Genomic DNA, 23,808 nt, shown 5'->3' on the forward strand with positions numbered 1-23,808 from the left:
CGAGATAGAGATGGCCTACGATGTGGTGGACAAGGCGCTGCCTGAGCGCACGCTCGTCGTCATCGACAGCATAGACGCGCTCGCGGAGAAGTACGGCGTGACCGCATCGAGGATGATCAACACGCTTCAGAGAGACCTGGTGGAGGGCTGCGGGACGAACATAGCATATGTCCTGGAGACCCCGGACCCACTGTTGGACTACCTTGGCGACGGAGTCTTATATCTAAGCCTGAACAGTACAACTGGCAGAAGGATCAGGGAGATGGACATACTCAAGCTCAGGGGCTGCGAGATCAGGCAGCCAAAATACGTCTACACCCTGCTCGGCGGAAGGGTCAGGACCTTCGAATACTCGAGGTACACCAAGCCCGACAAGCCGAAGAAGTTCGCCCCCATCGGCGACCACGACTCGAAGCACGTGTCTACCGGCATCACCGACCTGGATATCTTGCTGGAGGGCGGACTCAGGAAGGGCACTATAACGCTCATAGAGCTCAGCCCAGGGGTGCCAGTGGTAGCCTCCGGGGCGATCGAGAACGCCATCATATGCAACTTCGCTACCCAGAACCGGGGCGTTGCCTGGATACCCACCAAGAAGACAGGGGCAGAGCCTGCCAGGGAGGAGCTGCTAGGGTTCCTTGATGCCGACACCTTCGACAGGAATGTCAGGATACTCGAGCCTCACGCGCCCTCAGGAGCCATGAAGAAGTTCGCGATGACTCTCGAAGGCGAGGATGTCAGGGTGGACATGAAATGGCAGGACGTCCAGTATGCTCTCAAGGACACTGGCACGCCTGTCCTCTCGATCATAGGGTTCGACTCGCTCGAGTCCATCTATGGCCCGGGCGTCCTCGACGGCATGATGGAGTTCCTGACCTCTCTGCTGAACAACGATGGCGTGTTCGTAGCGACGGTCACGCCGTCTGTGAAGTCGACCAGCAGGTTGTCCGACCTGGCACATACCCACTTGAGGATCGACAAGATGTCCGGCGTCACGCTCATCAGAGGCGAAGAGCCGTTCACGTCCCCGTGCGCCATGACCGACCCGGACTCAGGAGACTTCAGGCCGAAGCTCGTCCCGATCCTGTGAGGCGCGCGCGCTCGCGCAGGGTGTTCAACGGAGGCTCATGTTCCCAGAGAACTACGCGGTTCTTGTCGTAGGGGACCCGAGTGCGGGTATGTTCGAGTTCTGCTGCTACCTCGGTGCGACCTATCTCAAGTCGGGCGAGAGCCTGGCCTTCCTCGAAGCCAATACCTCCCCCGACCAGGTCCGCAAGCAGATGCGGGAGTTCGGAGTGGATGTCGACTTCTATCTGCGCGACGGCAGGCTGACCATCATCGATGCGTACACACCGGCCAATGCGGCGTTCCACGACCCAGGGATCGTGCGAGTAGAGGGCCTGGACGATCTGAGCGACATCTTCGAGGCTCTCACGAAGAGCATCGAGAACCTTGGAGAGCCTCCCGTCAAGGTGCTCGTAGACTCTCTGACGCCCTTCTTCATGCACCATGACGCCAACGCTGTTGGCAGGTTCTACAAGGATGTGTGCACGATGGCGAAGTTCAGCGGGACCATGACCTCGGTCGTCCACCAGGGGATCCTGGACGAGGATCAGATAGCTCTTCTGGCATCGATATCTGACAGCCTGCTCGAGATGAAGGTGGACGAGAACTTCAGAAGATTCGTCCGCATAAAGCATATGAGAGGAGTCCTCGTCAAGCCGAAGTGGGTGCCCTTCGATTTCGAGCGAGAGGCGGCTGAGGGAGAGGGGGCTTCACTCGTGTGGAGCAGGGACGACTAGCATCGCTGATTCTGAAGCTTGACAGAAGAAGACTCAAGGGGTTTTCGGGTTGTTCTAGATATCAGTGCTTGAAGAGCCTGAGCCCGCTGAAGACCATCGAGATGCCCTGCTCGTCAGCCGCCTGGATGGCCTCAGCGTCGTTAACGGATCCTCCGGGCTGGATGATGGCCGACACGCCTACTTTGGCCGCCGCGTCGACGCCGTCCCTGAACGGGAAGAACGCGTCGGAGACGAGCACTGAGCCTTTTGCCTCGTCCCCGGCCTTCATGCCGGCGATCTTGGCCGAGTCCACCCTGCTCATCTGGCCAGCGCCTACCCCGACCGTCCTCTCGCCCTTGACCAGGAGGATGGTGTTGGACTTGATGTGCCTGCATATCTTGACGCCGAAGATCATCGCGTCGATCTCCTCATCGGTCGGCTTCTTCTTCGTCACGATTTTCAGCTTGGACCTGTCGACCTCGGCGTAGGCGTCCGTCTGGACGAGCAGCCCGCCCTTGACCTTCGTCATGAACATCCTGCCCTCGTCCCTCTTGATGGGCACATTCATCCTCAGGAGCCGGATGTTCTTCTTCGCCTCCAGATGGGCTTCCGCGTCCGGCTCATAGCTAGGCGCGATCACGGCTTCGACGAAGTGGCTCCCGATCTCCTTGGCGGTCTCCATGTCCACGGGCCTGTTGAGGCCGACGACGCACCCGAACGCGCTGAGCGAGTCCGCGTTGTATGCGGTCCTGAAGGCCTCGGCGATCGTGGCTGCGCACGCCACGCCAGACGGGTTCGTGTGTTTGATCACAGCTGCTGTCGGCTTCTCGAAGTCGGATACTATCGCCAGAGCAGCATCGAGGTCTATCACGTTGCAGTATGAGATCTCCTTCCCGTGCAGCTTGTCTGCGGCCGCGACGCTCAGAGGAGTCGGGTCGAACAGATCCTTGTAGAATGCCGCCTTCTGGTGCGGGTTCTCCCCGTACCTCAGATCGCCCAGCTTCTCGAAGGACAGTGTCATGTTCTTCGGGAACAGCTCGCCACCGCCGAACTTCTTGCCGAGGTACTGCGATATTGCGGAATCGTACCTAGCCGTTGTCCGGAAGGCCTCGAGCGCGAGCTTTCGCCTCGTCTCCTCCGACAGATGGGCATCGTTGTCCTTCAGCTCCTCGAGGATCTGCGGGTACATCGCCGGGTTCGTGACGACTGCCACGGCAGAGTTGTTCTTCGCGGCCGATCTTATCATCGACGGTCCGCCGATGTCTATGTTCTCGATGGCGTCCTCGATCTTCACGTCGGGCTTGGCAATCGTTGCCTCGAACGGGTACAGGTTCACGACCACGAGGTCGATGGGTTCTATCCCGTGCTGCCTGATCGCCTCCATGTGCTGCGGCTTCTCCCTCATGGCCAACAGGCCGCCGTGGATCGCCGGGTGTAGGGTCTTGACCCTTCCGTCCAACATCTCCGGGAACTTAGTGACCTCGGAGACGCCGATCACGGGCACTCCCGCCTTCTCCAGGGCGGACATCGTGCCACCTGTCGATAGAATCTCGATACCGAGCTCTGACAATCCCTTGGCGAATTCGACCAAGCCGGTCTTGTCAGATACGCTGATCAATGCCCTCTTCACTTTGCTCATTCGTCATTCGCTCCGCTGTCAGCTGAAGCATCCCTCCCCTCATATCAATGGGTATGCCACCATGTTATTGCCTGGTTGTTTATAACGGTTTTCGTGGGGACGCAGCGTGGCCTGGAGAACGGACGACCTTTCCGATTGGAGTGGTCTACTGGAAGGTCGGTCTCGGCAACAGCCCGGCCATCTCGACTATCCTCGGGACCATCTCCTCCCATGCGACCGCCATTATGTGCACGCCGTGGACGCCTTTCACGCTCTTGAGGTGCTCTATCTGCTCGACGCAGAGTTTGATCCCCTCCTCCTTCGGGTCCTTGGCGGCCTTCATCCGATCGACGATGTGGTCGGGGACGATCATCCCGGGCACCTTGTTCTTCATGTATCTTGCAGCGCCCGCGGATTTCATGGGGATAACGCCTGCTAGGATGTGCATCTTCTTGTCCAACCCTCTCGCCCTGACCTCGTCCATCCACTTCTCGAACATGTCCATGTCGAATATCGCCTGTGTTTGGCAGAAGTCTGCTCCCGCGGTGACCTTCTTGGCCAGCCTCGAGACCCTGAACTCGTAAGGGGTCGCGAACGGGTTTTCAGCGCATCCGAGGTACGTCTTCGGCGGGTCCTTGACGACCTCGCCTCCCACCTGCTTGCCCTCGGTCCTGAGCTGGTTGAACACCTGCAGCTCCACGATAGAGTCGAAATCGAACACGTTCCTTGCGGCCTTCTCGTTCCCGAAGATCTGGTGGTCTCCTGTGAGGCAGAGCACATTCTTGACACCCAATGCTGCAGCTCCGAACAGGTCGCTCTGGAGCGCTATCCTGTTCCTGTCTCTGCAGGTCATCTGTATGATGGGCTCCACGCCCTCGCGCATTATGATGACCGCGCTCGCGATGCTGGACAACCTCACGACGGCCGTTTGGTTGTCCGTCAGGTTGAAGGCATCAGCGAATCCTCTGAGCATCTTCGCGTGGTGCGTCAGCGGTTCCGGGTTTGCGGACTGAGGAGGCCCGATCTCGGCTGTGACGGCGAACTTCCCGGACTCGAAGACCTTCTCGAGGTTGCTGCCCGCCTTCATTGGACCGCCTCCTTTCCTTTCTTCTGGTGAGGCGTGAGCTTCGCGTCCTCGCGCACGTACACTCTGCGCCCGCCCGCATGGCTGGTGGACCAGTCCTTCGCTGGCATGACCTTCTCGATCAGGTCCAGCCTGTTCTGGATCTTCAGTCTGTCATAGATGGCCGCCCATGCGCAGTCGATCTCTAGGTTGACCTCGCACTTCCTGTTGGCCGAGCCTCCGCAAGGTCCGTTGAGCATGCTCTTCGCGCATCTCGAGATAGGGCATATGCCGCCCGTGGTGTGTATGATGCAGTTCCCGCATCCGACACATTTCTCCGACCAGACACCCTGCTCCTCCGGTACTCCGAAGATGCCTGTGTTCAGGCCTGGGAATGTCAGGTGCGAAGGGTACATGTCCCCGATTGTCTGCGCGCCCAACGAGCAGGCCATGGAGAGCGTGATATCGGAATCGAGCACCTTGTCCTCGACCTCCTTCACCCACTCCTTCTCGCACTGTCTCTCGACTACGAGCCCGTCGAGCTCCTGCTTCCTGCCCTCCTTCCTGTTCTTCACCTTGAGGGCGGAGACCAGCATCTTGACCTCCTTCTCGCCTCCTGCGAGGCAGATTGCAACGCAGCTCCTGCAGCCGATGACTGTGACTTTCTTGTAAGGCGCGAGCATCTCGGCGATCTCGTTCAAGGGCTTCCTCTTCGCCACTATCATTGCTTCTCACCCCCGATGGGACCGAGCTTCTTTGCAACACCGACCATCTTCGTAACTATCTCCGGGAAGGCCCACGCGTTCGTGGATGCCGCATTGAACATCTCGACACGTTCCTTCTCGATGCCTACCTCGGAAAGCATCTGCTTCACGTACTCGACCCTCTTCCGGCCCTCTATCGAGCCAGTGTCGTAGTAGCAGTTCTTCTCGAGGCAGCCGAGCACGAAGACCGCATCGGCCCCGTCCTCGAGCGCCTTCAGGATATGGATTCCGTCAACTCTGCCGGTGCACGGCACCTGGACGAGCCGCACGCTCGCATCGAACTGCTTCCCGCTCCTCGCGGACAGGACGGCTGCGTCCACGCCGTGCCTCTCACAGCAGAATCCGATGACCTTCGGCTTCCTCTCGGCCATCAGAAATCACCTCCGAGGAGTGTGCGCGCCTCTTCCATCACTTGGTCGTCAGTGTAGTGGTGCAGGTCGATCGCCTTGCTAGGGCAGATGCCGACGCACATGCCGCAACCCTGGCATGCCTGCACTTTGATTTCTGCCTTGCTCGCGGCGCCTATGAACGGTGCCTCGTACGGGCATGTCCTGATGCATGTAAGGCAGGCGGAGCACTTCTCGGGCGTGACCTGCGCGACCGAACCACCGTACTCCAGCTTTCCGCGCTTGACGAACTCTCCTGCCATGGCGCCTGCAGCCTCACCTTCCGCCTTCGCGACATCTCTTGCCTTGGGAAACAGCGCTGAACCGCAAACGAACACTCCAGGCTTAGGGGTAGTGACAGGCCATCTCTGGATGCTCCCGCGTCTGATAGAACCGTCGACGGTCAACGGGATCCTCAGCGCATCGGCGATCATCTGGTTGTCCTGGTTCGCCGGGATCGACGCGAATACGAGCGTCCCGAGCTTGAGGTTCAGGACTTCTCCTTGTGAGAAGTCCTTCACAGTGAGCGCAATCGGGTTCTTGGCGTCTATCTTCGGCGCTCCAGCCTTGTCGTATCTGATGAATCTGACGCCCAGGTCCGCGGCTTCCTTGTACGCTAGCTCGGACAGTCCGAACGCCCTCATTTCTTGGAAGATGACATAGATCAGCAGCTCCGGGTGCTTCTTCTTGAGCTGGATCACAGTCTCTAGCGTGTCGTCCCACGCATAGTCTTGGACCTTCAATGTCTTGCCCGCGGGGTCCGGAGTATCGACGATCACGACCGGTCCCTTCGGGACATTACCTGACTGCATATGCTCGTAGAACATGTACAACGGGACAGCGTCTTTGACCGCCTTCGCGAGCGGGCCCTTCAAGGTAGTCCATCCGCCTCCAGTGGCGATGACGACGGCCGCCGCGCCGAGTTCCTCGACCTTCTCTCCGGCCTTGATCTTGAGCTGGAAGTTGCCGCCGTATCCGGAAGCACCGACTAGCTGTGCATGCGTCATGATTACCCCGGGGACTTTGAGCGACTTGCTCGTCTTTTCCAGCAGTATGGTGTGGGCACCTGATTTCGCAGCCTCGTGCGCAGCCGCCTGACCTGCAACTCCAGCACCGACTATGACGACGTTCTTCGTCTTCATCTCCTCGCTCTGCTTCTCGAGTGGGGCGAGCATGATCGTGCGCGTGAGCGCTGCCTTCAGCTTCGTCTCCGCCTTCGCCTGAGCTCTCTCGGGCTCGTCCGCGTGTGGCAGGACGACCTCTTCCCTCATGTTCACGAGCTCGATCAGGAATTCGTTGATGCCAGCTCTCCTGTAGGCCTTCAGCAGGTTGGGGCTGATGTCCTTCTTGTGGCAGGCGAGGACGACGGCTCTATCGACCTCTCTTTCCTTGGCCTCGCCTACGATTCGTGCGAGGTCTTTCCCGTCGCACACGGCGTCCACGGTCATGACCGAGACGACCATGCTGGAGTCCTCAGCGAGCTTCTGCAGCTTCTCCATGTTCAGGAGCTTGGGCATCTCCGTGCAGCATTTGCACAGGACGACCTGGATTCTGGCCTTCACGTGCTCACCTCTCTCTGGTGATGCATCCTTGAAACTGTAGCGGCTGCCCTGATTGCGGTCTCCTCGATGTCCATCGGTTCCGAAACGGCACCGCAGACGAACACGCCCTTGCTCTCCAGTTCGTGGTCCGCAACGGCAAAGCCCGACTTGTCTGTATGGATTCCCAAGGACTTCGCAAGCTCAGCAGAAGCGCCTGATGGGCGCATGCCAACGGACAGGATGATCAGGTCATACTCCGTCTCCGTGATATCCAGGTCGTTTTCTCCAGCGGCCCTCAGGAGCAGCTTTCCATCCTTGCCTGGCGAGACCACGGAGGGCATGCTCCTGATCAGCTTCACCGTCTTTTTGCTCTTCGCCCAGAGCTTGAACTCGTCTTGTGGTTCGTAGAGCGTCCTGAGATCCATGAAGTAGAAGTCGAGGTTGATCTCAGGGTCCGTATCGAGCAGGAGCTGGGAGATCTTGGTCGCGTACTTGCAGCAGAACTTGGAGCAGTACTCGACCCCCAGCTTGACTGTCCTGGAGCCCACGCATTGCATGACAGCTATCTTCTTCGGGGCCTTCCCATCGGACGGCCTCATAAGCCGTCCTTTTTCGTTCAGGATCCTCTCGGCGTCCACGCTCGAGATGACATCCTTCAGCGTGCCGCACCCGAGCCTGCTCATCTCGCAGGCATCAATCGGGTCGATGCCGGTTGCATAGACTACGGCACTCACGTTCCTTGTGAGGTTCTTCGCGCGATCCTCGTAATCGACCGCGTGCGTGGGACAGACAGATGCGCACTTGTCGCACTTGACCTTCTTGAAATGTAGGCACTTGGACCTATCGATCCAGTGCAGTCTCGGCTGGCCGCTTCCGGTCGGAGGGAATATCGCCTTTCCCTCGACTGGGCAGACCGCCACGCACTTGCCGCAGCCGATGCAGTCGTCCGTCACGTATCTAGGGGAGGTCTTGATCTTGACGGAGTATCCATGGTCGGCCTTTGTGGCGGAGGCTACCTCAGAAAGAAGGAGCACTTCGGCGTTGGGCTCTCTCAGTATCTCGCCTGCGCGGTCCATGGCGAAGCACACTCCGCAGTTCCTGCACTCTACCAGACCCTTGCAGGTGAGCTCTCGGGCCATCCCGCCCAGTGATTCCTTCCGCTCGACAAGGACGACTTCTGTTCCCCTGTCGACGAGGGTCTTCGCAGCGGTCAGTCCCGCTGGCCCCCCTCCTACTATCAGGACTTGGTTCATTTCAACCCCCCTTGGTGAACGGCTCATCGGTTGTCCCCCCTGTCCAGTGGGGACATGCTGTGGTAACCTGGAACGCTGATGGGGAGATAAAAGCCCTCCCCGTTGGGATTTGTATTAAGGGGTTTTGGCGCCTCCGGAACTCAATGTCCGGAGGTTCTCGGCGTGCTTAGTTCAGTCCGGTGATGTAGCCCTTGTCGTCGATGTTTATCTTCTCGGCGACTGGTTCGACCGGCAGGCCCGGCATCGTCGACATCTCGCCCGTGATCGGGACGATGAATCCTGCACCTGCAGACAGCCTGACCTCTCTCACGGTTAGCGACCAGCCCTTGGGCGCGCCCTTCTTCTTTGGGTCGTCGGTGAGCGACAGCTGGGTCTTTGCCATGCAGAGCGGGAGCTTGTCGTTCCCGTTCTTCTCGATGGTTGCGATGTTCTGAGATGCGGTCCCGACATATACGACTCCGTCCGCCCCGTAGATCTCCTTCGCAATGATCTCGATCTTCTTCTTGATCGGGAGCTTCTCGTCGTACAGGTAGTGGAAGTTGGACTTCTCCTTCTCCAGGCACTCGAGTACGGCCTTGGCGAGTTCGATGCCCCCCTTCCCTCCCTCAGCGAACACGCGGGAGTGGGCAGAGCGCACGCCCATCTTGTCGCAGTGCTTCTTGCACAGGTCAAGCTCTGCCTCTGTGTCGGTCGGGAATCTGTTCAACGCCACGACCACTGGCACGCCGAACTTGTGCATGTTCTCTATGTGCTTGTCCAGGTTGGCGAAGCCCTTCTCGAGGTACTCGAGGTGCTTCTTCTCCTCTTCCTTCGCCGGAGCGTTCTTCTTGAGAAGCGCATCTAGCTCGTCCTCGGTCATGTCGCCGTGCATCTTGAGCGCCCTAACGCTCGAGACGAGGACTGCCACATCGGGCTTGAGGTTCGCGGTCCTGCAAACTATGTCGTAGAACTTCTCTCCACCCAGGTCGGCTGCGAAGCCGCCCTCGGTGATCACGTAGTCGGCCATCTTGAGCGCGTACTTCGTGGCGATGATCGAGCTGTTGCCGTGGGCTATGTTGGCGAACGGAGCGCCGTGGACGAACGCCGGCTGGCCCTCGAGGGTCTGAACCAGGTTGGGCATCATCGCGTCCTTGAGCAATAGACACATCGAGCCGATGCCCTTCAGCTTGTCAGCAGTGACCGGCTTGTTGTCGTATGTGTATCCAACCACGATCCTCGACAGCCTCGCCCTCAGGTCGGCCATGTCTTTCGATAGAGCCATGATGGCCATGATCTCGGATGCGACTGTAATATCGAACCCGCTCTCGTGTGGGATGCCGCCGTCCTTCCTGCCGCCGAGCCCGACAACGATCTTCCTGAGCTCCCTGGCGTTCATGTCCATGACCTTTCTCAGGACGATCCTGGTCGGGTCTATCTGGAGCGTGTTCCTCTTGCCTATGTGGTTCTCGAGGAGCACCGACAGAAGGTTGTGGGCCGTGCCCACTGCATGTATGTCGCCCGTGAAGTGGAGGTCGATGTCCCACATGGGGTATATCTGGGAGTTACCGCCACCGGTGGCGCCTCCCTTGATGCCGAAGGTCGGCCCTAGCGAGGGCTGCCTCAGGGACAGCATGACCTTCTTGCCCAATACTCCGAAGGCCTGGCACATGCCTATGGATGTGACCGTCTTTCCCTCCCCCGCCTTTGTTGCCGTTATTGCAGTCACGAAGATCAGCTTGCCATCCTTGTTCTTATCGAACTTCTTCAGGACGTCCAACGGGACCTTGGCCTTGTATTTCCCATAGAATTCAAGGTCGTCGCGGGAGAGACCTACCTTCTCCGCGATCTTCTCGATGTGCTGGACCTTCGCTGCCTGCGCAATCTCAATATCTGGTTTCATGGCCATTCCAAACCCTCTCTTGGAGGGGGTAGCGTACACACCTAAAAAGCTTTTTCGAAATTTCGACGAATATCGCAGCGTTTGATGCAATAGATTCGTTTGTCGAGGAGAACGTGGACAGTTCTCGTCATGGAGCCATGCTTTCAGGCCCGTTGCCGGGAATCGGGCCCATCGAGGAATGAAAACGCTATCGATTTTCGCTCACCCATCTCTTCGAGGAAGGCAATTTGCCAAGAATCCTTAAGTACGGAATCTGCATCCCGTTTTCAGGTGGTCACATGGTCGCCCAAATCATAAGCGGCAACGAAGTCGCCAAGAGCATCAGGATCGAGATAAAGGCGGAGGTCGCCAAGATGAAGGCCAAGGGCATCGAGCCAGGCCTTGTAGTGATTATCGTCGGAGAGGATGCCGCATCCCAGGTCTATGTCAGGAAGAAGGGCGAAGCGTGCAACGAGCTGGGCATCTGTTCCGAGACGATCAGGCTCCCTGCAACCACCAAAGAGGACGAGCTTCTGAACCTCATTGACAAATACAACAAGGACCCGAAGTTCGACGGCATACTAGTGCAGCTCCCGCTCCCGAAGCACATCAGTGAGGAGAAGGTCCTGGTGAGGATCGACCCGGGCAAAGATGTCGATGGCTTCCACCCGATTAACGTCGGCAAGATGGTCGTCGGAAGCGACTGCTACCTGCCCTGCACCCCGCACGGCATCCAGGAGCTTCTCGTTAGGAGCGGGAACGACCCCGCAGGAAAGCATGTGGTCGTGCTCGGCCGAAGCAACATCGTGGGGAAGCCTGTCGCATGCATCCTGATCCAGAAGGCGAAGGGCGCGGATGCGACGGTGACGATCTGCCACTCGAGGACCAAGAACCTCGCGGATATGACAAGGCAGGCGGACATACTCATCGCTGCCATTGGCTCTCCTCAGTTCGTCAAGGCTGACATGGTCAAGGAAGGCGTCGTGGTGATCGATGTCGGCGTCAACAGAATCAACGACCCGACAGCGAAGGGGGGCGCCAGGCTAGTTGGCGATGTCGATTTTGAGGCCGTGAAGGAGAAGGCGAAGGCCATCACGCCGGTCCCGGGCGGGGTCGGTCCGATGACCATAACGATGCTGATGCAGAACACTGTCCATGCGGCCAAGGTCCATCACCACTGGAAGGACTGAAACATGTACTGTATCTAGCGGGTCGAGAACCAGGACTATGAGTCCTGGATCGATTCCCCTTGTTCTCCTTCTCGCTATGCCAATCGTCGTTCATCGAAACGCATTCGTTATTCGTCGTACTGGTACGAGAATCGTCGCCGAATGTGCCCTCAGTGGAAGTTCAACACCCGTGGCGATGTTATGAATCGGCGTGGTCGCAACGAAAAGCATTATACCACCTTCAAGGATGCGGTCGATAGAAACCGAACTGGCCCCTGCTGCGACTCCTATGGGAAGGTCGCATCCGGATTGCGGTCAGGTTTCTTGCAGACTAAGGATTCAGAGACAGCATTGGAAGTGATTGGATGGCTGAGGAGAGCACTGAATTGATACACGGAGATCTTGTCAAGAAGGATCCCGCGAAGCTGCGATTGAAACCGAATCTACAGAACTACGTTGAACTGAGGAAGACCTTCAGGTGGTCGGACGCCGACAAGATGGTCGAGTGGTTCCCTGGCGGCAAGATCAACGCAGCGCACAACGTGATCGACAGACATGCCAAGGGGACGCGAAGGGACAAGACCGCGCTCATATTCGATGAAGGAGACGGCAACTCGCGGATGTTCACCTTCCACCAGCTGTACGTGTTGACTAACAAGTTCGCAAACGTGATGAAAAAGCTCGACATCAAGAGACAGGACAGAGTCTTCTTCTTCCTGCAGAGATCGCCCGAGCTCTATGCCGGCTTTGTCGGAGCGATCAAGGCGGGCGCAATCGCCAGCCCGATGTTCCCTGCCTTCGGCCCGGACGCCATCAGGGACAGGCTCCTCGACAGCGGCGCAGTGGCCATCGTCACCGACTCCGAGCTCAAGAAGAGGGTCTACGAGGTCAAGGACCAGCTCCCGGAGCTCAAGCACATGATCGTGGTCGGCAAGGATGTCGCCGCAAACGAAATCAGCTGGGAGAAGGAGATGGAAGCCGCATCGGACGAGTTCGACCCTGTCCCGATGGACCCGGAGGAGTTCATGTACATGCTTTACACATCAGGTACGACCGGCAAGCCGAAGGGCGTGGTGCACGCTCACAAGGCCATTGTGCAGGCAACCCTATCGACCAGATGGGTTCTTGATGTCCATGATGAGGACATCTACTGGTGCACTGCAGACCTGGGCTGGGTGACAGGCGTCGTTTACGGCGTCCTCGGCCCGTGGTCGAACGGCATCACACAGGTCGGCCTCGGTGGAAGGTTCGACCCTGAGAGATGGTACAGGACCATCCAGAGCTACAAGGTCTCGATCTGGTACACCGCCCCGACCGCCGTAAGGATGCTCATGGCGAAGGGCGACGAACTACCGAAGAAGTACGACCTCTCGAGCCTGAGAGCGAACTACTCGGTTGGCGAGCCGCTCAACCCTGAGGGAGTGAGGTGGGCTCTAGACGTCTTCGACCTCAAGCCCTTCCACGACACTTGGTGGCAGACGGAGACCGGCAGCATTCTGATCACCAACTTCCCCGAAATGGACATCAAGCCTGGCTCTATGGGCAAGCCGCTGCCGGGCATCGAGGCTGCAATCGTCGACGAGAACGGCAAGGAGCTGGAGCAGGGGGAGGAGGGCAGCCTGGTTATCAGGCCAGGCTGGCCGTCCATGATGAGACAGATATGGAAGAACCCGACGAAGTACAACGAGTGTTTCAGGAACGGTTGGTACTACACAGGCGACACAGCCCAGATCGACAAGGACGGGTATTTCTGGTATGTCGGGCGCGCGGACGATGTGATCAAGACCGCCGGTGAGAGAGTCGGTCCGTTCGAGGTCGAGAGCGCACTGATCGAACACCCGGCGATTGTAGAGGCCGGGGTCATAGGCAAGCCCGATCAATTGAGGGGCAACATCATCAAGGCATTCATCGTGCTCGCGCCTGGCTACACCGAGACCCCTCAGCTGAAGGAAGACATTCAGAAGTTCGTCAAGACCAAGCTCGCCGGCCACGCATATCCGAGGGAGATTGATTTCGTCAAGAGCCTCCCGAAGACGAGGAGCGGCAAGATAATGCGGAGGCTGCTGAGGGCGAGGGAGCTGGGCCTCCCGATCGGGGATACATCGACGCTGGAGGACTGAGGTGTCGACCTCTGTTTCCCCACAGGAACTCATAGGACACGTGATGACATGACGGACGAGGATCACAACAGGCTGACAGTTCTTGAACACAAAGTCCAGGGGCTCAGGGAGATCCTATCGGTGGTGACTATTGTCGCTTTCACGGTGTTCCTGGGAATACCCATCGTCTCCTCGGTTGTAGGAGTCGGAACGTACTCCGAGTTCTTCGGGGCAGCTTGGAACACGACGCTTCTCTATGGACTGCTGGTTGCCAACACCGTAGGGTATCTGTGGAGCGAACTCTGAGAGGATGGTCACATGGACAAGAAGATTCGCAACACCATCATACTAGTCATCACCGTTTTTGTCTTCGTCGCCATCCAGCAGGGAATCCTCTACGCGGCCGACAAGGGGATAGGGATCGGGAATGTGCTGGTCATCGCCCATGATGCCGACGGGGATGAGCAGTGGAGTCTGGGATTGATACCCGAGCTCAGGACGATGGCGAAGGCTGACGCGATATCCCAGGGTATGAAGATCTGGGCCTCACCAGGTGATTACTCCGGGGACTCGATCATGGGGATAACCGCGGCCATAGCGTCGGTCATGTGGATTGTCTGGCTGGGCATATTCCTCGGGTTCCCTGGTAATATCAAGCTGAAGAAGGAGAGGGTTCTCGGGCTCGCTGGACTCACTCTGCTCGTGGTCATGCTGAACCTCGTGTTCCTCAGGGCGATCGCCGATGCGACGACGTCTGGATCCGTTGTCAGGAACACGGCGGGGCATCTCTCTCTCGCTCTGAACAACACTGGAATATTCATGGCTATCCTGTTGCACAGGCTAGGCGTGGGAGTGAAGGACCCGGCGATGCCGATGATGCCGGCCCTCGGCGCAACAAGGTGCGACAGTGCTCATGGCAATTTCTACAGGAAGTTCTACGGCGTCATGGCGATCCTCATCGCGGCGGCGCTCATCGAGATCGTCTTCCAATTCGCAGATGCGGCTATTCCCGAGGTTGCCGTGGACGCCTCCGTATGGCTGATATGGGGCGTGATCTTCATCGGTCACTTCGGGACATTCCCGAGCGACTGGCGCATGGGCAAGCGGCCCAAGGGGATCGCCTTGATGCTGGTGCTCACGGTTCTCACCATCGTTGGCTTCTACGCAATGCAGGTGGCCACGGGTGAGAGCATAGGCAGCGGGGTCTTGGAGACGAGATTGGCGAACGCGGGCTTGAGCGAGAACGCCGGACTCAGCCTGATGTTGTCGTGTTGGCTCGTCTTCTGGACGATCGCAGTCGGAGCCGCGGGATACTGCGACCCGGGCCAGTGCAGACCGGCCGAGACGAAAGCCTGAGTCCTTCGGGCAGGGAGCTCCCTGCTCGGTTCAATCATTTTCCATGAGAGCATCTCCGCCTGCGACCAGTCCATGTAGGTCACTCCGCAAAGATTACCTATCGCCAGAGCCGTTTCCACCTCGCGCAGGTGATTGTCGCGACGGGAGAGAGATTCTCTGCTGCCATTACGAAGGCCTTCGGCGAGCTTAGCGCCAGGGATATTGAGTTGGTGGCCTCGAATTCTGGCGGAGTTGTTTCAGGCACGGAACTGCGGATCGCGGTCTTGGACAGAACCGCTCTTGTGGACACCGATGTTGGGACCGTGAGGTGGGACGACGGGACCGAGCCGGAGGACACCCTCAAGGTGATACTGCTTCACTATCTCTTGGGAGCCGACGGCAGAATCGACGGCGAGTGGATGTCATTCCGGGAGTTCGAGAGCGGCAATCTCTACTACTCAGTCTTCCACGGAAGGGCGCTGGTCCAGTTGATCTCAGCGTTTGGATCGGACCCGGCCCGGCTGGTCGCCGCTTCGGTCAAGCTGGGCGGCACGAGAGTGGAGCGGGGCGATGCATCCTTCGACTTTCTGTTCTTTCCCCACCTCAAGATGAACATCACGATATGGAAGGGTGACGACGAGGTCCCCGCATCGGCAAACATATTGTTCGATGCCGCTGCCGGCAGGATCCTTGGCGCTGAAGACCTTGCGCATCTCGCAGAAGATATCGCCGAGACGCTCGAACGCATGGCTAGGTGAGAACGACTAGGCCTTGGCTACTTTTGCCGCACAGACCTTCAGTTCGGGGATGTTGGATATCGGGTCGAGCGCCGCGTTCGTCAACCTGTTCGCCGCCGCCTCGGCATAGTGGAACGGGATGAAGATCGAGCCGAGGATTATTCTGTCGGTGACTCGCGCTTTCAGCGTGATCGAGCCACGCTTGGATGACACCGCCACCCTCTCACCGTCATTGATGCCGAGCCGCTTCGCATCCGAACCGTTGATCTCGACGTACGGCTCAGGGGCCTCCCGCTCGAGCTTGGGCGATCTTCGGGTCATCGTGCCCGTGTGGTACTGGAACAGGTTCCGGCCGGTGGTCAGGATGAACGGATACTCCTCAGACGGCTCCTCCATCGGCGGTGCATGCTCCACTGGTGCAAAGACTCCGAGGCCTTTCGTGAACTTCTGAGTGTGCAGAATCCTGGTCCCCTGGTGCTCCTTCGTCGGACAGGGCCACCGGAGCACCTGCTTGTCTATCCTGCCGAAGTCGATTCCGGCGTATTGGGGAGTCAGGGAAGCCATCTCTGCCATGACCTCTGCAGGGGACGAGAAGTCAAAACCGGGAGAACCCAGCCGCTTGCCCAGGTCGCATGCGATGACCCAATCGGCCCTAGCCTCTCCTGGTGGATCCACAGCCTTCCTGAGCAGTCGTATCGCTCTGTCGGTGGATGTGAACGTGCCATCTTTCTCTGCGTAGCACCCCGCCGGGAGAACCACGTGCGCCTTCTGGGCAGTTTCAGTTGGGAATATGTCGACGACGGCAAGGAACTCGAGCTCCTCGATCGCTTCCTCGAGGTGTCCGAGGTCCGGATCGGAGATCATGACGTTCTCGCCGAAGATGATCATGGCCTTCAACTTGCCAGCCATCGCCTCCTTCATCGCACACGTAAGTGTGAGCCCCGGATTGCCAGGCAGTTGCACGCCCCAGGCCTTCTCGAACTTCGCTTTGGATTCCGGGTCATCTACCCTCTGATATCCCGGGAAGAGGTTGGGAAGACCACCAGCATCACAAGCTCCCTGGACATTGCACTGTCCTCTGAGGGGGTTGAGTCCGGTGGACTCCTTACCGATATGGCCGGTCACCATCGCGAGGTTTGCCATGGCCTTCACAAGGTTCGTACCGTTGCTGTGCTGTGTGATGCCCATCGCGTATGCGATCATGGCCTTCTCGGTCTTGGCGTACAAGCGCGCGGCCTCGACCAGCTTCTCCCTAGGTATGCCGGTCGTCGCCTCGACCTTCTCGGCTGTGTAGTCCTTCACGACCTCCTTCAGCTCATCGAAGGCCGTCGTCCTCTGCTTGACGAATTCCTCGTTGACGAGGCCCTCGTCGATGATGATCTTGATCATGCCGTTTATCCACGAGATGTCCGTGCCCGGTCTCTGATGCAGAGAAAGATGGGATATCCTTGACAATGGAGTCTCCCTTGGATCGACGACGATTATCTTCGCGCCCTTGTCCAGCGCTCTCAACATCCTAGCACCGATCATCGGGTGGGCTTCGAGCGTGTTTGAGCCAGTGATCAGAATGCATTCGGCATTGTCGAACTCCGGGATGGTGTTCGTCATCGCGCCGCTTCCGAAAGAGTAGAGCAGTCCAGAGACGGTAGATGCGTGGCAGAGCCTCGCGCAGTGATCCACATTGTTGGTGCCCAGAGCCGCACGCGCGAGTTTCTGGATCAGATAGTTCTCCTCGTTGGTGCACTTCGCAGAGGCAAGAACGGCGATCGAATCCGGGCCGAATTTCTCCCTGATTCTCGTGACCTCCTTCACGATCCTGTCCATGGCCTGCTCCCAGGTGACCTGCTTGAGCTGCCCACCCTCTCGGATCATCGGGTGCTTGAGCCTGTCAGGGTGCTGGACGAAGGCGTGTGCGTTGTATCCCTTTATGCAAAGCCTCCCGAGACTTATCTCATCAGTCTTGCATGGGACGACGCCCACTAGCCTGCCATCGGCGACCTGCAGGAAGAAGTTGCAACCGGTGCCGCAGTACGGGCAGGTGGTCAGCACGTGCTTAACACTCATCGCACTCATCCTCCAAAGTCTCTCCCTCGAGAGTCGTGTTCAGCGGGCTGACGGCCTTCGGATCTCCGGGAACATAGCCGTAGACCTCCTTCATGTCTTTGGCCAGCATCTTTCTCAGGGTCAGCAGAGGTATCTCCGCCGGGCAGGAGCGCTCGCACTCGCCGCACTCGATGCACTTATCGATCATGTGGTACGACCTGATCATGTGGAACGAAAGGCCCGGGGGTATGCTCTGCTCGGGGACGAATGTCCTCTCCTCGAGAACGCAGTCGTCGCAGAAGCAGACCGGGCAGTTATGCGTGCACGCGAAGCACTTGTTACACTTTCTGAACTGCTTGACCCAGAACTTCAGCCTCTCCTCTGGGGACAGCTTTGCCAGTCTCTCTGACAGATCGTCCTTCGGCACAGGCTCGTTCGGCTCGCCGATGTCGACCTTGCTGGGGACGGGGTCGCTGCACCTGCACTTCGCTATCTGCTCCTTGCTGCACGCCAGTCCTATCTTGATTATCCGCTTCTCGTCGATGTAGTTGCGCTTCGTGAGTTCCGCAAGTGCCTTCTCGTCGCACCTGCGCGTGATGACCGCTATTTTGCCCTTCGGCACCCATGAGTAGATAGTCTCCAGTATAGTGATCAGCTGATAGGGGATGTCGACCCTGATCTCACCGACATCCTCACCCTTGGAAATGAGCGCAGGAGCGACATTCCCGTGCTCCTCCCTCATCATCAGGAGGTGGTCTGCGCCGCGCTCGTCGAAGGCGACCTTTGCCAGTCTCCTGCCGAGTTCGCTCAGAACTTCACCTCCCTCAACGGATTGGGCCCGAGCTTCTGGATATCCTGGACAAAATCGGTTATGACCTTCTGGAACTTCTCGCCCTCGGCCGCGCTGACCCAATCCAGTTTCATCCTCTTCTCGTCGATCCCGGTCTCCTTCAGGACCTTCTGGACCAGGGGCATCCGCTTCGCCGTCCTGTGGTTGCCGGTCATGTAGTGACAGTCGCCTATGTGGCAGCCCAGTACGAGAACGCCGTCGATGCCCTGCGACAGGGCTTTTATGACGTATTCCGGCTTCACGCTCGCGCTGCACATGACCCTGATGACATGGACGTTGGGCGGCATCTGGAGCCGGCTGACGCCCGCCAGGTCGGCCCCAGCGTACGAGCACCAGTTGCAGCAGAATGCGAGTATGGTCGGCCTGAAGTCCGTCATGGCGTCTCCTCCATCGCGCTCTTGACGAGCGCGTCGATCATGGCGCCCAGCTGCCTGGTCGTGAACCCTCTCTGTTGCATCGCGTCGTTCGGGCACGCGGCCACACAGGTTCCGCAGCCCTTGCACTGGGTCTCGTTGACCTTGGCATAGCGTCTGCCCTCGGATTCCACGATCTCAATCGCCTCGTACGGGCACGCGATCACGCAGTTCCCGCACGCGGCGCATTTGTCCGGGTCGGACTGCGCCGTGATGGCCTCGATCACGACCTTGCCCCTTCTGATGGGTATGGCAGCTTTCGCGGCGGCCGCCATCCCCTGTGATATGCACTCGCTCACGCTGCCTGGCCACCGGGCCGCCCCGCAGACGAAGATGCCGTCCGTGGCGAACTCCACAGGCCTCAGCTTCACGTGAGCCTCGAGGAAGAACCCGAACTTGTCTAGCGGGACCTTCAGGAGCTTCCCCACATCGCGCGAGTCTTCGCGTGCCACCATGGGCGACGCGAGAACGACGAGGTCGGCATCGACATCGATGTCCTCGTCCAGGGTCTCGTCGAACACCTTCACGACAGTGCCATTCTGGGTGCGTGAGACCTTCGCCGGCCTGTCCAAGCCGTACCTCATGAACCTGACCCCCTTCTCGGACGCGAGCCTGTACATGTGCTCCGAGGCCGTGCCGGAGCTCATGATGTCTCTGTGCAGGATGGACACGGTAGCATCCGGTGACGCCTCGAGCACCCTAAGCGCGTTCTTGAGAGAAGTGTTGCAGCAGACGCGGGAGCAGTACTCCCTTCCGGGTTGCCGGCTCCCGACGCACTGTATGAACACCACGCGCTTCGGCTTCTCCCCCTTCGCCAGTCTCTTCTCGAGGTCCAGCTGGGTGATTACTCCGGGCACGGTGCCGTAGCTGTACTCCCCCTCCGGGGTCCACTCCTTCGCTCCCGTGGCGACTATGATTGCTCCCGCGGGGATCTTCTCCGTCTTTCCGGCCTTGTCGACCGTCACCTCGAAGTTGCCGACGAACCCCTTCACATCGGTGACCTTCGATGACATGTGGACATGGGCCTTCGGAGAGGCCTTGAGCTCCTTGGTGAGCATGTCCAAGAGCTCCTCGCTCCTCCTGAACTCCGGGCCCACGACCTCGATGTCCGCCAGGTTTCCACCCAGCCTTGACTCAGCCTCGATCAAGTGGGTGTCGATGTTCTGGGCGACGAGGGAGGCCGCGGCCGTGAGGCCTGCTATGCCTCCTCCGATGACGACCGCTGTCGGTATGACGTTCGACTCGCCCTCCTTCTGGGGCTCGAGCAACGCGGCCTTGGCCACACCCATCGCCACGAGCTTCTTGGCCTTCTCGGTGGCGGACTTCGGCTCCTTGGCGTGTATCCAAGAAACATGCTCCCTTATGTTGACGAATTCGAACTGGTACTTGTTGATCCCTGCCAGCTCCACGGTCTTCCTGAAGAGCGGCTCGTGGGTCCTCGGCGTGCACGCCGCGACGACGACCCTGTCCAGCTTGTTCTTCTCGATGCTCTTCTTGATGGAGCCAAGGCCCTCCTCCGAGCACGAGTACAGGTTGTGATCGGCCACGACGACTTCAGGGAGTGTCTTGGCGAACTCCGCGACTTCCTCGACGTTCACGGTCGATGCTATGTTGTGGCCGCAATGGCAGATGAATACTCCGATCCTGGCCATCCCTAGGCACCTCCTTCCAGGAGCTCGGCGACCCTGGCCGCGACGCCCGAGGCCTGGGCGACGGAGTCGGGGATGTCCATGGGAGCACCCGCGAATCCACAGATAAGGATGCCTTTCATGCTCGAATCGACCGGGTGCCTGAGGCTAGGTGTCCTAAGGAACCTGTCATCATCGAGCTCGATCCTCAGTAGCTTGGCCAGGTCGGGCGCGCCGCTGGACGGAACGAGTGCAGGGCAGAGCACCAGCATGTCGAACTCCTCAGTGACCTGCTCCCCAGCCAATCCCCTGGTCTCGTAGGTGACGAGCACTCCGGATCCATCGTTCGCGGGTTGGACCTTCGCGGGCCTCGACCTGATGTATCTCACGCCGTAGTTCTTCTCAGCTCTCTGGACGAATTCCTGGAAGCCCTTCCCAGTAGCGCGCATATCCATGTAGAATATCGTGCTGTTGATGTCCGGGACGTGCTCCCGGACGAGTATCGATTCCTTCGTCGCGTACATGCAGCACACGCTGCTGCAGTACTTGTACATCTTCTCGTCTCTCGAGCCGACGCACTGGACGAATCCTAGCTTCCTCGGCTCTTTGCCGTCCGAAGCTCTGACCAGATGGCCGCCTGTAGGCCCGGACGCTGACAGGATCCTCTCGAGCTGCAGCGATGTAACGACGTCCTTGCAGATGCCCAGGCCGTACTGGGAAAGAACGGTCACATCGGCCAAGTCGAAGCCGGTCGCCACAACCACCGCGGACGCATCCAGCACGACCGTCGAGTCCTTCTGGTCGTACTCTATGGCCCCAGCCTGGCACACCTTCTTGCAAATGCCGCACTTACCGCTCTTGATCATCGTACAGTGCTCGGCGTCTATGGTCACCTTGCGAGGGACCGCCTGTGGGAAAGGGAGGTATATTGCCCTCCTTTTGGACAGCTTCTCCTCGAACTCGTTCGGGACCTTGACGGGGCACTTGGCCACGCAGTCCCCGCAGCCGGTGCACTTGGAGATGTTGACGAATCTCGCTTTCTCCTTGATCGTGACCTTCAGTTTCGGGAATTCGCCGCTTATCCCCACGACCTCTGAGTATACGTGAAGCTTGACGTTCTCGTGACCAGCGCACATGATCATCTTCGGAGACAGGATGCACAACGAGCAGTCGTTTGTGGGGAATGTCTTGTCCAGCTGGGCCATCCTCCCGCCGATCGACGGCGACCTTTCTACGAGATGCACCTCGTATCCCATGTCCGCGAGGTCCAGCGATGCCTGTATGCCGGCGATCCCTCCTCCTATCACCACGACCTTCTTGGACATGATTAGACCTCTGCTGCTCTGGCCAGTATATGAATGGGACGCACCCACGCGATATATCATTTCCGCAATACCGCTGTAACGTTGTTTCCGACCAATCCTTCCGGCGGCCGGTTCTCAAAGGGGTAAGCAAGTCCTCTTGATAAGAATTGCCGTCGTGCAGGGCTCCATTCAGGACACCGGAGTCGGCCCGCCACGCTCACGCCAAAGCTTTTAACAGGTTCAGACATAACCCGTTCCCAGGAATTCATCATGCTGAAGGAGTGCACGGACCACGGGTATTTTAGGGCGGAGATATGCCCTGTCTGTGGCGACGAGGGAAAGTTCCTGATGGACACAGATGAGCTGGACAGGCTCAGCAGGACCCTGGCTGGCGTCCTGAGGCACTTCCCAGAGCGGTTCGACCTCAAGATGGACAGTCACGGGTTCGTCAGCCTGAGGGACTTCGTGAACGCCGTTCAGACGAAGCAGCGCAGGTTCCACTGGGTCAGGCCGCATCACATCATCGCTATCATCGAGACTGACAACAAGGGTAGGTACGAGCACCGGGACGGGATGATCCGGGCAACATATGCGCATTCGTTCGCGGTCGATCTCGACCTGCCATCCGGTGGAACCCCGGACAAGCTGTATTACCCGACCACCGGTGAAGAGGTGGACATCGTGCTCGAAGTCGGCTTGAAGCCTTCGGACCGAAAGATGGTCCACTTGAGCAGAGGCATCGGGGATGCGGTGAACGCGGGAAGGGTCAGGACTCCCGACCCGATAATCCTCGAGGTCGACTCGAGGGCCGCCACAGAGGACGGGATAGTCATCCAGAAGGCCGGCAAGACGGTCTACCTGACGACCGATATCCCCCCGAAATACCTGTCAAAGATAGAAGTTGACCTCTCCGAGTTCCCGCCTGAGAGGCCGAAGGACGACAAGCCCGAGGAGAAGGTGGAGATGGAAGGGAGCGAGGAAGAGGACAAACCGGTCGAGCAGGAGCTCCCTCCGGACGAGTGAGCCAGCGCACATTCGGCCGCCCCGGCTAAGCTCTTAATATCCTCATGACGACCTTCTGTGTCGATATGTTCCAGAGGGCCGACCACATCGCCGCAGAGGAGATTGAGGACAAGTTCCCGCTACACGTTGTAGATTTCCATTGGGACGATTTCACACCCCACATGGAGTGCTATGATCTGTCCTCTGGGCAGGTGTCGGAGTTCGACCTCGACGACGTCAGGTTCTCCGCCAGCAAGCGGAAAGTCTGCGTCGGCTACTGGGACGGTGAGGAGTATGTCAGATGCCCGAACCATGCACAGGTCACCCGGTTCGACCAGTGCCCTCAGTGTGCTGGTGAATTCTTCATCCCGTTCCAGGAGTGCATCTTCGAACCTGAATGCGATGGAGAGAAGTGCGATTGGGAGTTCTGCAAGAGAGAGCATGTGGTCTACATTGCCTTCTTTCATACACGTATGAAGATAGGTATGAGTTCGACTAGAAGGGTTGAGGAGAGACTGGTCGAGCAGGGCGCAGACGCGTTCTCCATCATAGGCACGTTCGGCTCCCGCAAGAAGGCGAGGAAAGCCGAGAAGGACATCTCCGGCAGATTGAAGATCCCGCAGTTCCACAGGCAGCAGGTCCTGCTGGACAACCTGGCAAGACAAGTTGATTCAGCCGGCATCGAGGGAAGGTCTGAGGCGCTGTCAATCACACTTGGTGAGGCATATCACCTTGAACCGGAACCACTCAGATGGCTGAAGGACTATCCGATCGACCTGCCCCTCAGAGAACCGCCGAAGCTGATGCAGTCCTGGGGCAGGCATGCGGGAGACCTAGTCGGCATGAAGGGCAAGTGGCTGATTTTCGAGTCAGAGGGGTTGAAGGCAATCAGCCTACCAGACCTGCCTGCGAGGTTCCTCTCCAGGGAGCTTCTGTGACCACAGCGGTCCTTCAAAACACAGAA

At 58.7% G+C, this 23,808-nt stretch carries 21 protein-coding genes; 9 read left to right on the plus strand and 12 right to left on the minus strand.

What is annotated here, in order from left to right; all coding sequences use genetic code 11:
• A partial coding sequence (locus KJ653_03945) for a hypothetical protein (protein ID MBU0684983.1) occupies positions 1–1,090 on the plus strand: 1,090 nt, incomplete at its 5' end.
• A gap of 37 nt (positions 1,091–1,127) precedes the next feature.
• Positions 1,128–1,802, plus strand: coding sequence for an RAD55 family ATPase (locus tag KJ653_03950; GenBank protein ID MBU0684984.1), 675 nt, complete (start codon positions 1,128–1,130; stop codon positions 1,800–1,802).
• Between the two features lie 61 nt (positions 1,803–1,863).
• On the opposite strand, the gene purH is transcribed toward KJ653_03950, so the two are convergent.
• The 7 genes from purH to KJ653_03985 all read right to left on the minus strand — a co-directional run bounded on the left by purH (position 1,864) and on the right by KJ653_03985 (position 10,285).
• Positions 1,864–3,420: a bifunctional phosphoribosylaminoimidazolecarboxamide formyltransferase/IMP cyclohydrolase gene (purH, locus tag KJ653_03955; GenBank protein MBU0684985.1), complete on the minus strand. Its 1,557-nt coding sequence runs from the start codon at positions 3,418–3,420 to the stop codon at positions 1,864–1,866.
• Positions 3,421–3,565: 145 nt separating this feature from the next.
• Positions 3,566–4,486, minus strand: a complete 921-nt coding sequence (locus KJ653_03960; protein MBU0684986.1) for a methylenetetrahydrofolate reductase — start codon at positions 4,484–4,486, stop codon at positions 3,566–3,568.
• Positions 4,483–5,187, minus strand: coding sequence for a methylenetetrahydrofolate reductase C-terminal domain-containing protein (locus tag KJ653_03965; protein ID MBU0684987.1), 705 nt, complete (start codon positions 5,185–5,187; stop codon positions 4,483–4,485). Before KJ653_03965 ends, KJ653_03960 begins: the two co-directional genes overlap by 4 nt.
• A complete protein-coding gene (locus KJ653_03970) occupies positions 5,184–5,597 on the minus strand; it encodes a hydrogenase iron-sulfur subunit (protein ID MBU0684988.1) in 414 nt (137 codons plus the stop codon). Before KJ653_03970 ends, KJ653_03965 begins: the two co-directional genes overlap by 4 nt.
• Positions 5,597–7,174 carry a 4Fe-4S dicluster domain-containing protein gene (locus KJ653_03975; protein ID MBU0684989.1) on the minus strand — a complete coding sequence of 526 codons (1,578 nt, stop codon included), beginning with the start codon at positions 7,172–7,174 and terminating at the stop codon, positions 5,597–5,599. Before KJ653_03975 ends, KJ653_03970 begins: the two co-directional genes overlap by 1 nt.
• Positions 7,171–8,406: an FAD-dependent oxidoreductase gene (locus tag KJ653_03980; protein MBU0684990.1), complete on the minus strand. Its 1,236-nt coding sequence runs from the start codon at positions 8,404–8,406 to the stop codon at positions 7,171–7,173. Before KJ653_03980 ends, KJ653_03975 begins: the two co-directional genes overlap by 4 nt.
• 166 nt (positions 8,407–8,572) lie before the next feature.
• On the minus strand, positions 8,573–10,285 hold the full coding sequence (locus tag KJ653_03985) for a formate--tetrahydrofolate ligase (protein MBU0684991.1): 1,713 nt from the start codon (positions 10,283–10,285) through the stop codon (positions 8,573–8,575).
• 278 nt (positions 10,286–10,563) lie between these two features.
• Here KJ653_03985 and folD point away from each other — a divergent pair, with 278 nt between their 5' ends.
• From folD to KJ653_04010, 5 genes are all read left to right on the plus strand, one after another.
• Complete coding sequence (gene folD / locus KJ653_03990; protein ID MBU0684992.1) at positions 10,564–11,454, plus strand: bifunctional methylenetetrahydrofolate dehydrogenase/methenyltetrahydrofolate cyclohydrolase FolD; 891 nt, start codon at positions 10,564–10,566, stop codon at positions 11,452–11,454.
• 344 nt (positions 11,455–11,798) lie between these two features.
• A complete protein-coding gene (gene acsA, locus KJ653_03995) occupies positions 11,799–13,553 on the plus strand; it encodes an acetate--CoA ligase (protein ID MBU0684993.1) in 1,755 nt (584 codons plus the stop codon).
• 48 nt (positions 13,554–13,601) lie between these two features.
• Positions 13,602–13,838 carry a hypothetical protein gene (locus KJ653_04000; GenBank protein ID MBU0684994.1) on the plus strand — a complete coding sequence of 79 codons (237 nt, stop codon included), beginning with the start codon at positions 13,602–13,604 and terminating at the stop codon, positions 13,836–13,838.
• Between the two features lie 12 nt (positions 13,839–13,850).
• Entirely contained in the window at positions 13,851–14,888 is a 1,038-nt protein-coding gene (locus KJ653_04005) for a hypothetical protein (GenBank protein ID MBU0684995.1), read from the plus strand.
• Between the two features lie 128 nt (positions 14,889–15,016).
• Positions 15,017–15,625, plus strand: a complete 609-nt coding sequence (locus tag KJ653_04010) for a DUF3786 domain-containing protein (protein ID MBU0684996.1) — start codon at positions 15,017–15,019, stop codon at positions 15,623–15,625.
• Positions 15,626–15,631: 6 nt separating this feature from the next.
• On the opposite strand, the gene fdhF is transcribed toward KJ653_04010, so the two are convergent.
• The 5 genes from fdhF to KJ653_04035 all read right to left on the minus strand — a co-directional run bounded on the left by fdhF (position 15,632) and on the right by KJ653_04035 (position 21,863).
• Positions 15,632–17,668, minus strand: a complete 2,037-nt coding sequence (gene fdhF, locus KJ653_04015; protein MBU0684997.1) for a formate dehydrogenase subunit alpha — start codon at positions 17,666–17,668, stop codon at positions 15,632–15,634.
• Positions 17,658–18,392, minus strand: coding sequence for a 4Fe-4S dicluster domain-containing protein (locus tag KJ653_04020; protein MBU0684998.1), 735 nt, complete (start codon positions 18,390–18,392; stop codon positions 17,658–17,660). The genes fdhF and KJ653_04020 overlap by 11 nt, the downstream gene beginning before the upstream one ends.
• Positions 18,393–18,454: 62 nt before the next feature.
• Positions 18,455–18,874, minus strand: a complete 420-nt coding sequence (locus KJ653_04025; protein ID MBU0684999.1) for a hydrogenase iron-sulfur subunit — start codon at positions 18,872–18,874, stop codon at positions 18,455–18,457.
• On the minus strand, positions 18,871–20,562 hold the full coding sequence (locus KJ653_04030) for a CoB--CoM heterodisulfide reductase iron-sulfur subunit A family protein (GenBank protein MBU0685000.1): 1,692 nt from the start codon (positions 20,560–20,562) through the stop codon (positions 18,871–18,873). The genes KJ653_04025 and KJ653_04030 overlap by 4 nt, the downstream gene beginning before the upstream one ends.
• Positions 20,563–20,564: 2 nt before the next feature.
• Positions 20,565–21,863, minus strand: coding sequence for a CoB--CoM heterodisulfide reductase iron-sulfur subunit A family protein (locus tag KJ653_04035; GenBank protein ID MBU0685001.1), 1,299 nt, complete (start codon positions 21,861–21,863; stop codon positions 20,565–20,567).
• Between the two features lie 327 nt (positions 21,864–22,190).
• On the opposite strand from KJ653_04035, the gene KJ653_04040 reads away from it, so the two are divergent.
• Both KJ653_04040 and KJ653_04045 read left to right on the plus strand, forming a co-directional pair.
• Positions 22,191–22,865, plus strand: coding sequence for an RNA 2'-phosphotransferase (locus tag KJ653_04040; protein ID MBU0685002.1), 675 nt, complete (start codon positions 22,191–22,193; stop codon positions 22,863–22,865).
• 65 nt (positions 22,866–22,930) lie between these two features.
• Positions 22,931–23,782, plus strand: a complete 852-nt coding sequence (locus KJ653_04045; protein ID MBU0685003.1) for a DUF2797 domain-containing protein — start codon at positions 22,931–22,933, stop codon at positions 23,780–23,782.
• The last annotated feature ends 26 nt before the right edge of the window (positions 23,783–23,808 follow it).

It is taken from the genome of Candidatus Thermoplasmatota archaeon (assembly GCA_018814355.1).
In the GTDB taxonomy this organism is placed as follows: Archaea; Thermoplasmatota; Thermoplasmata; order UBA10834; family UBA10834; genus COMBO-56-21.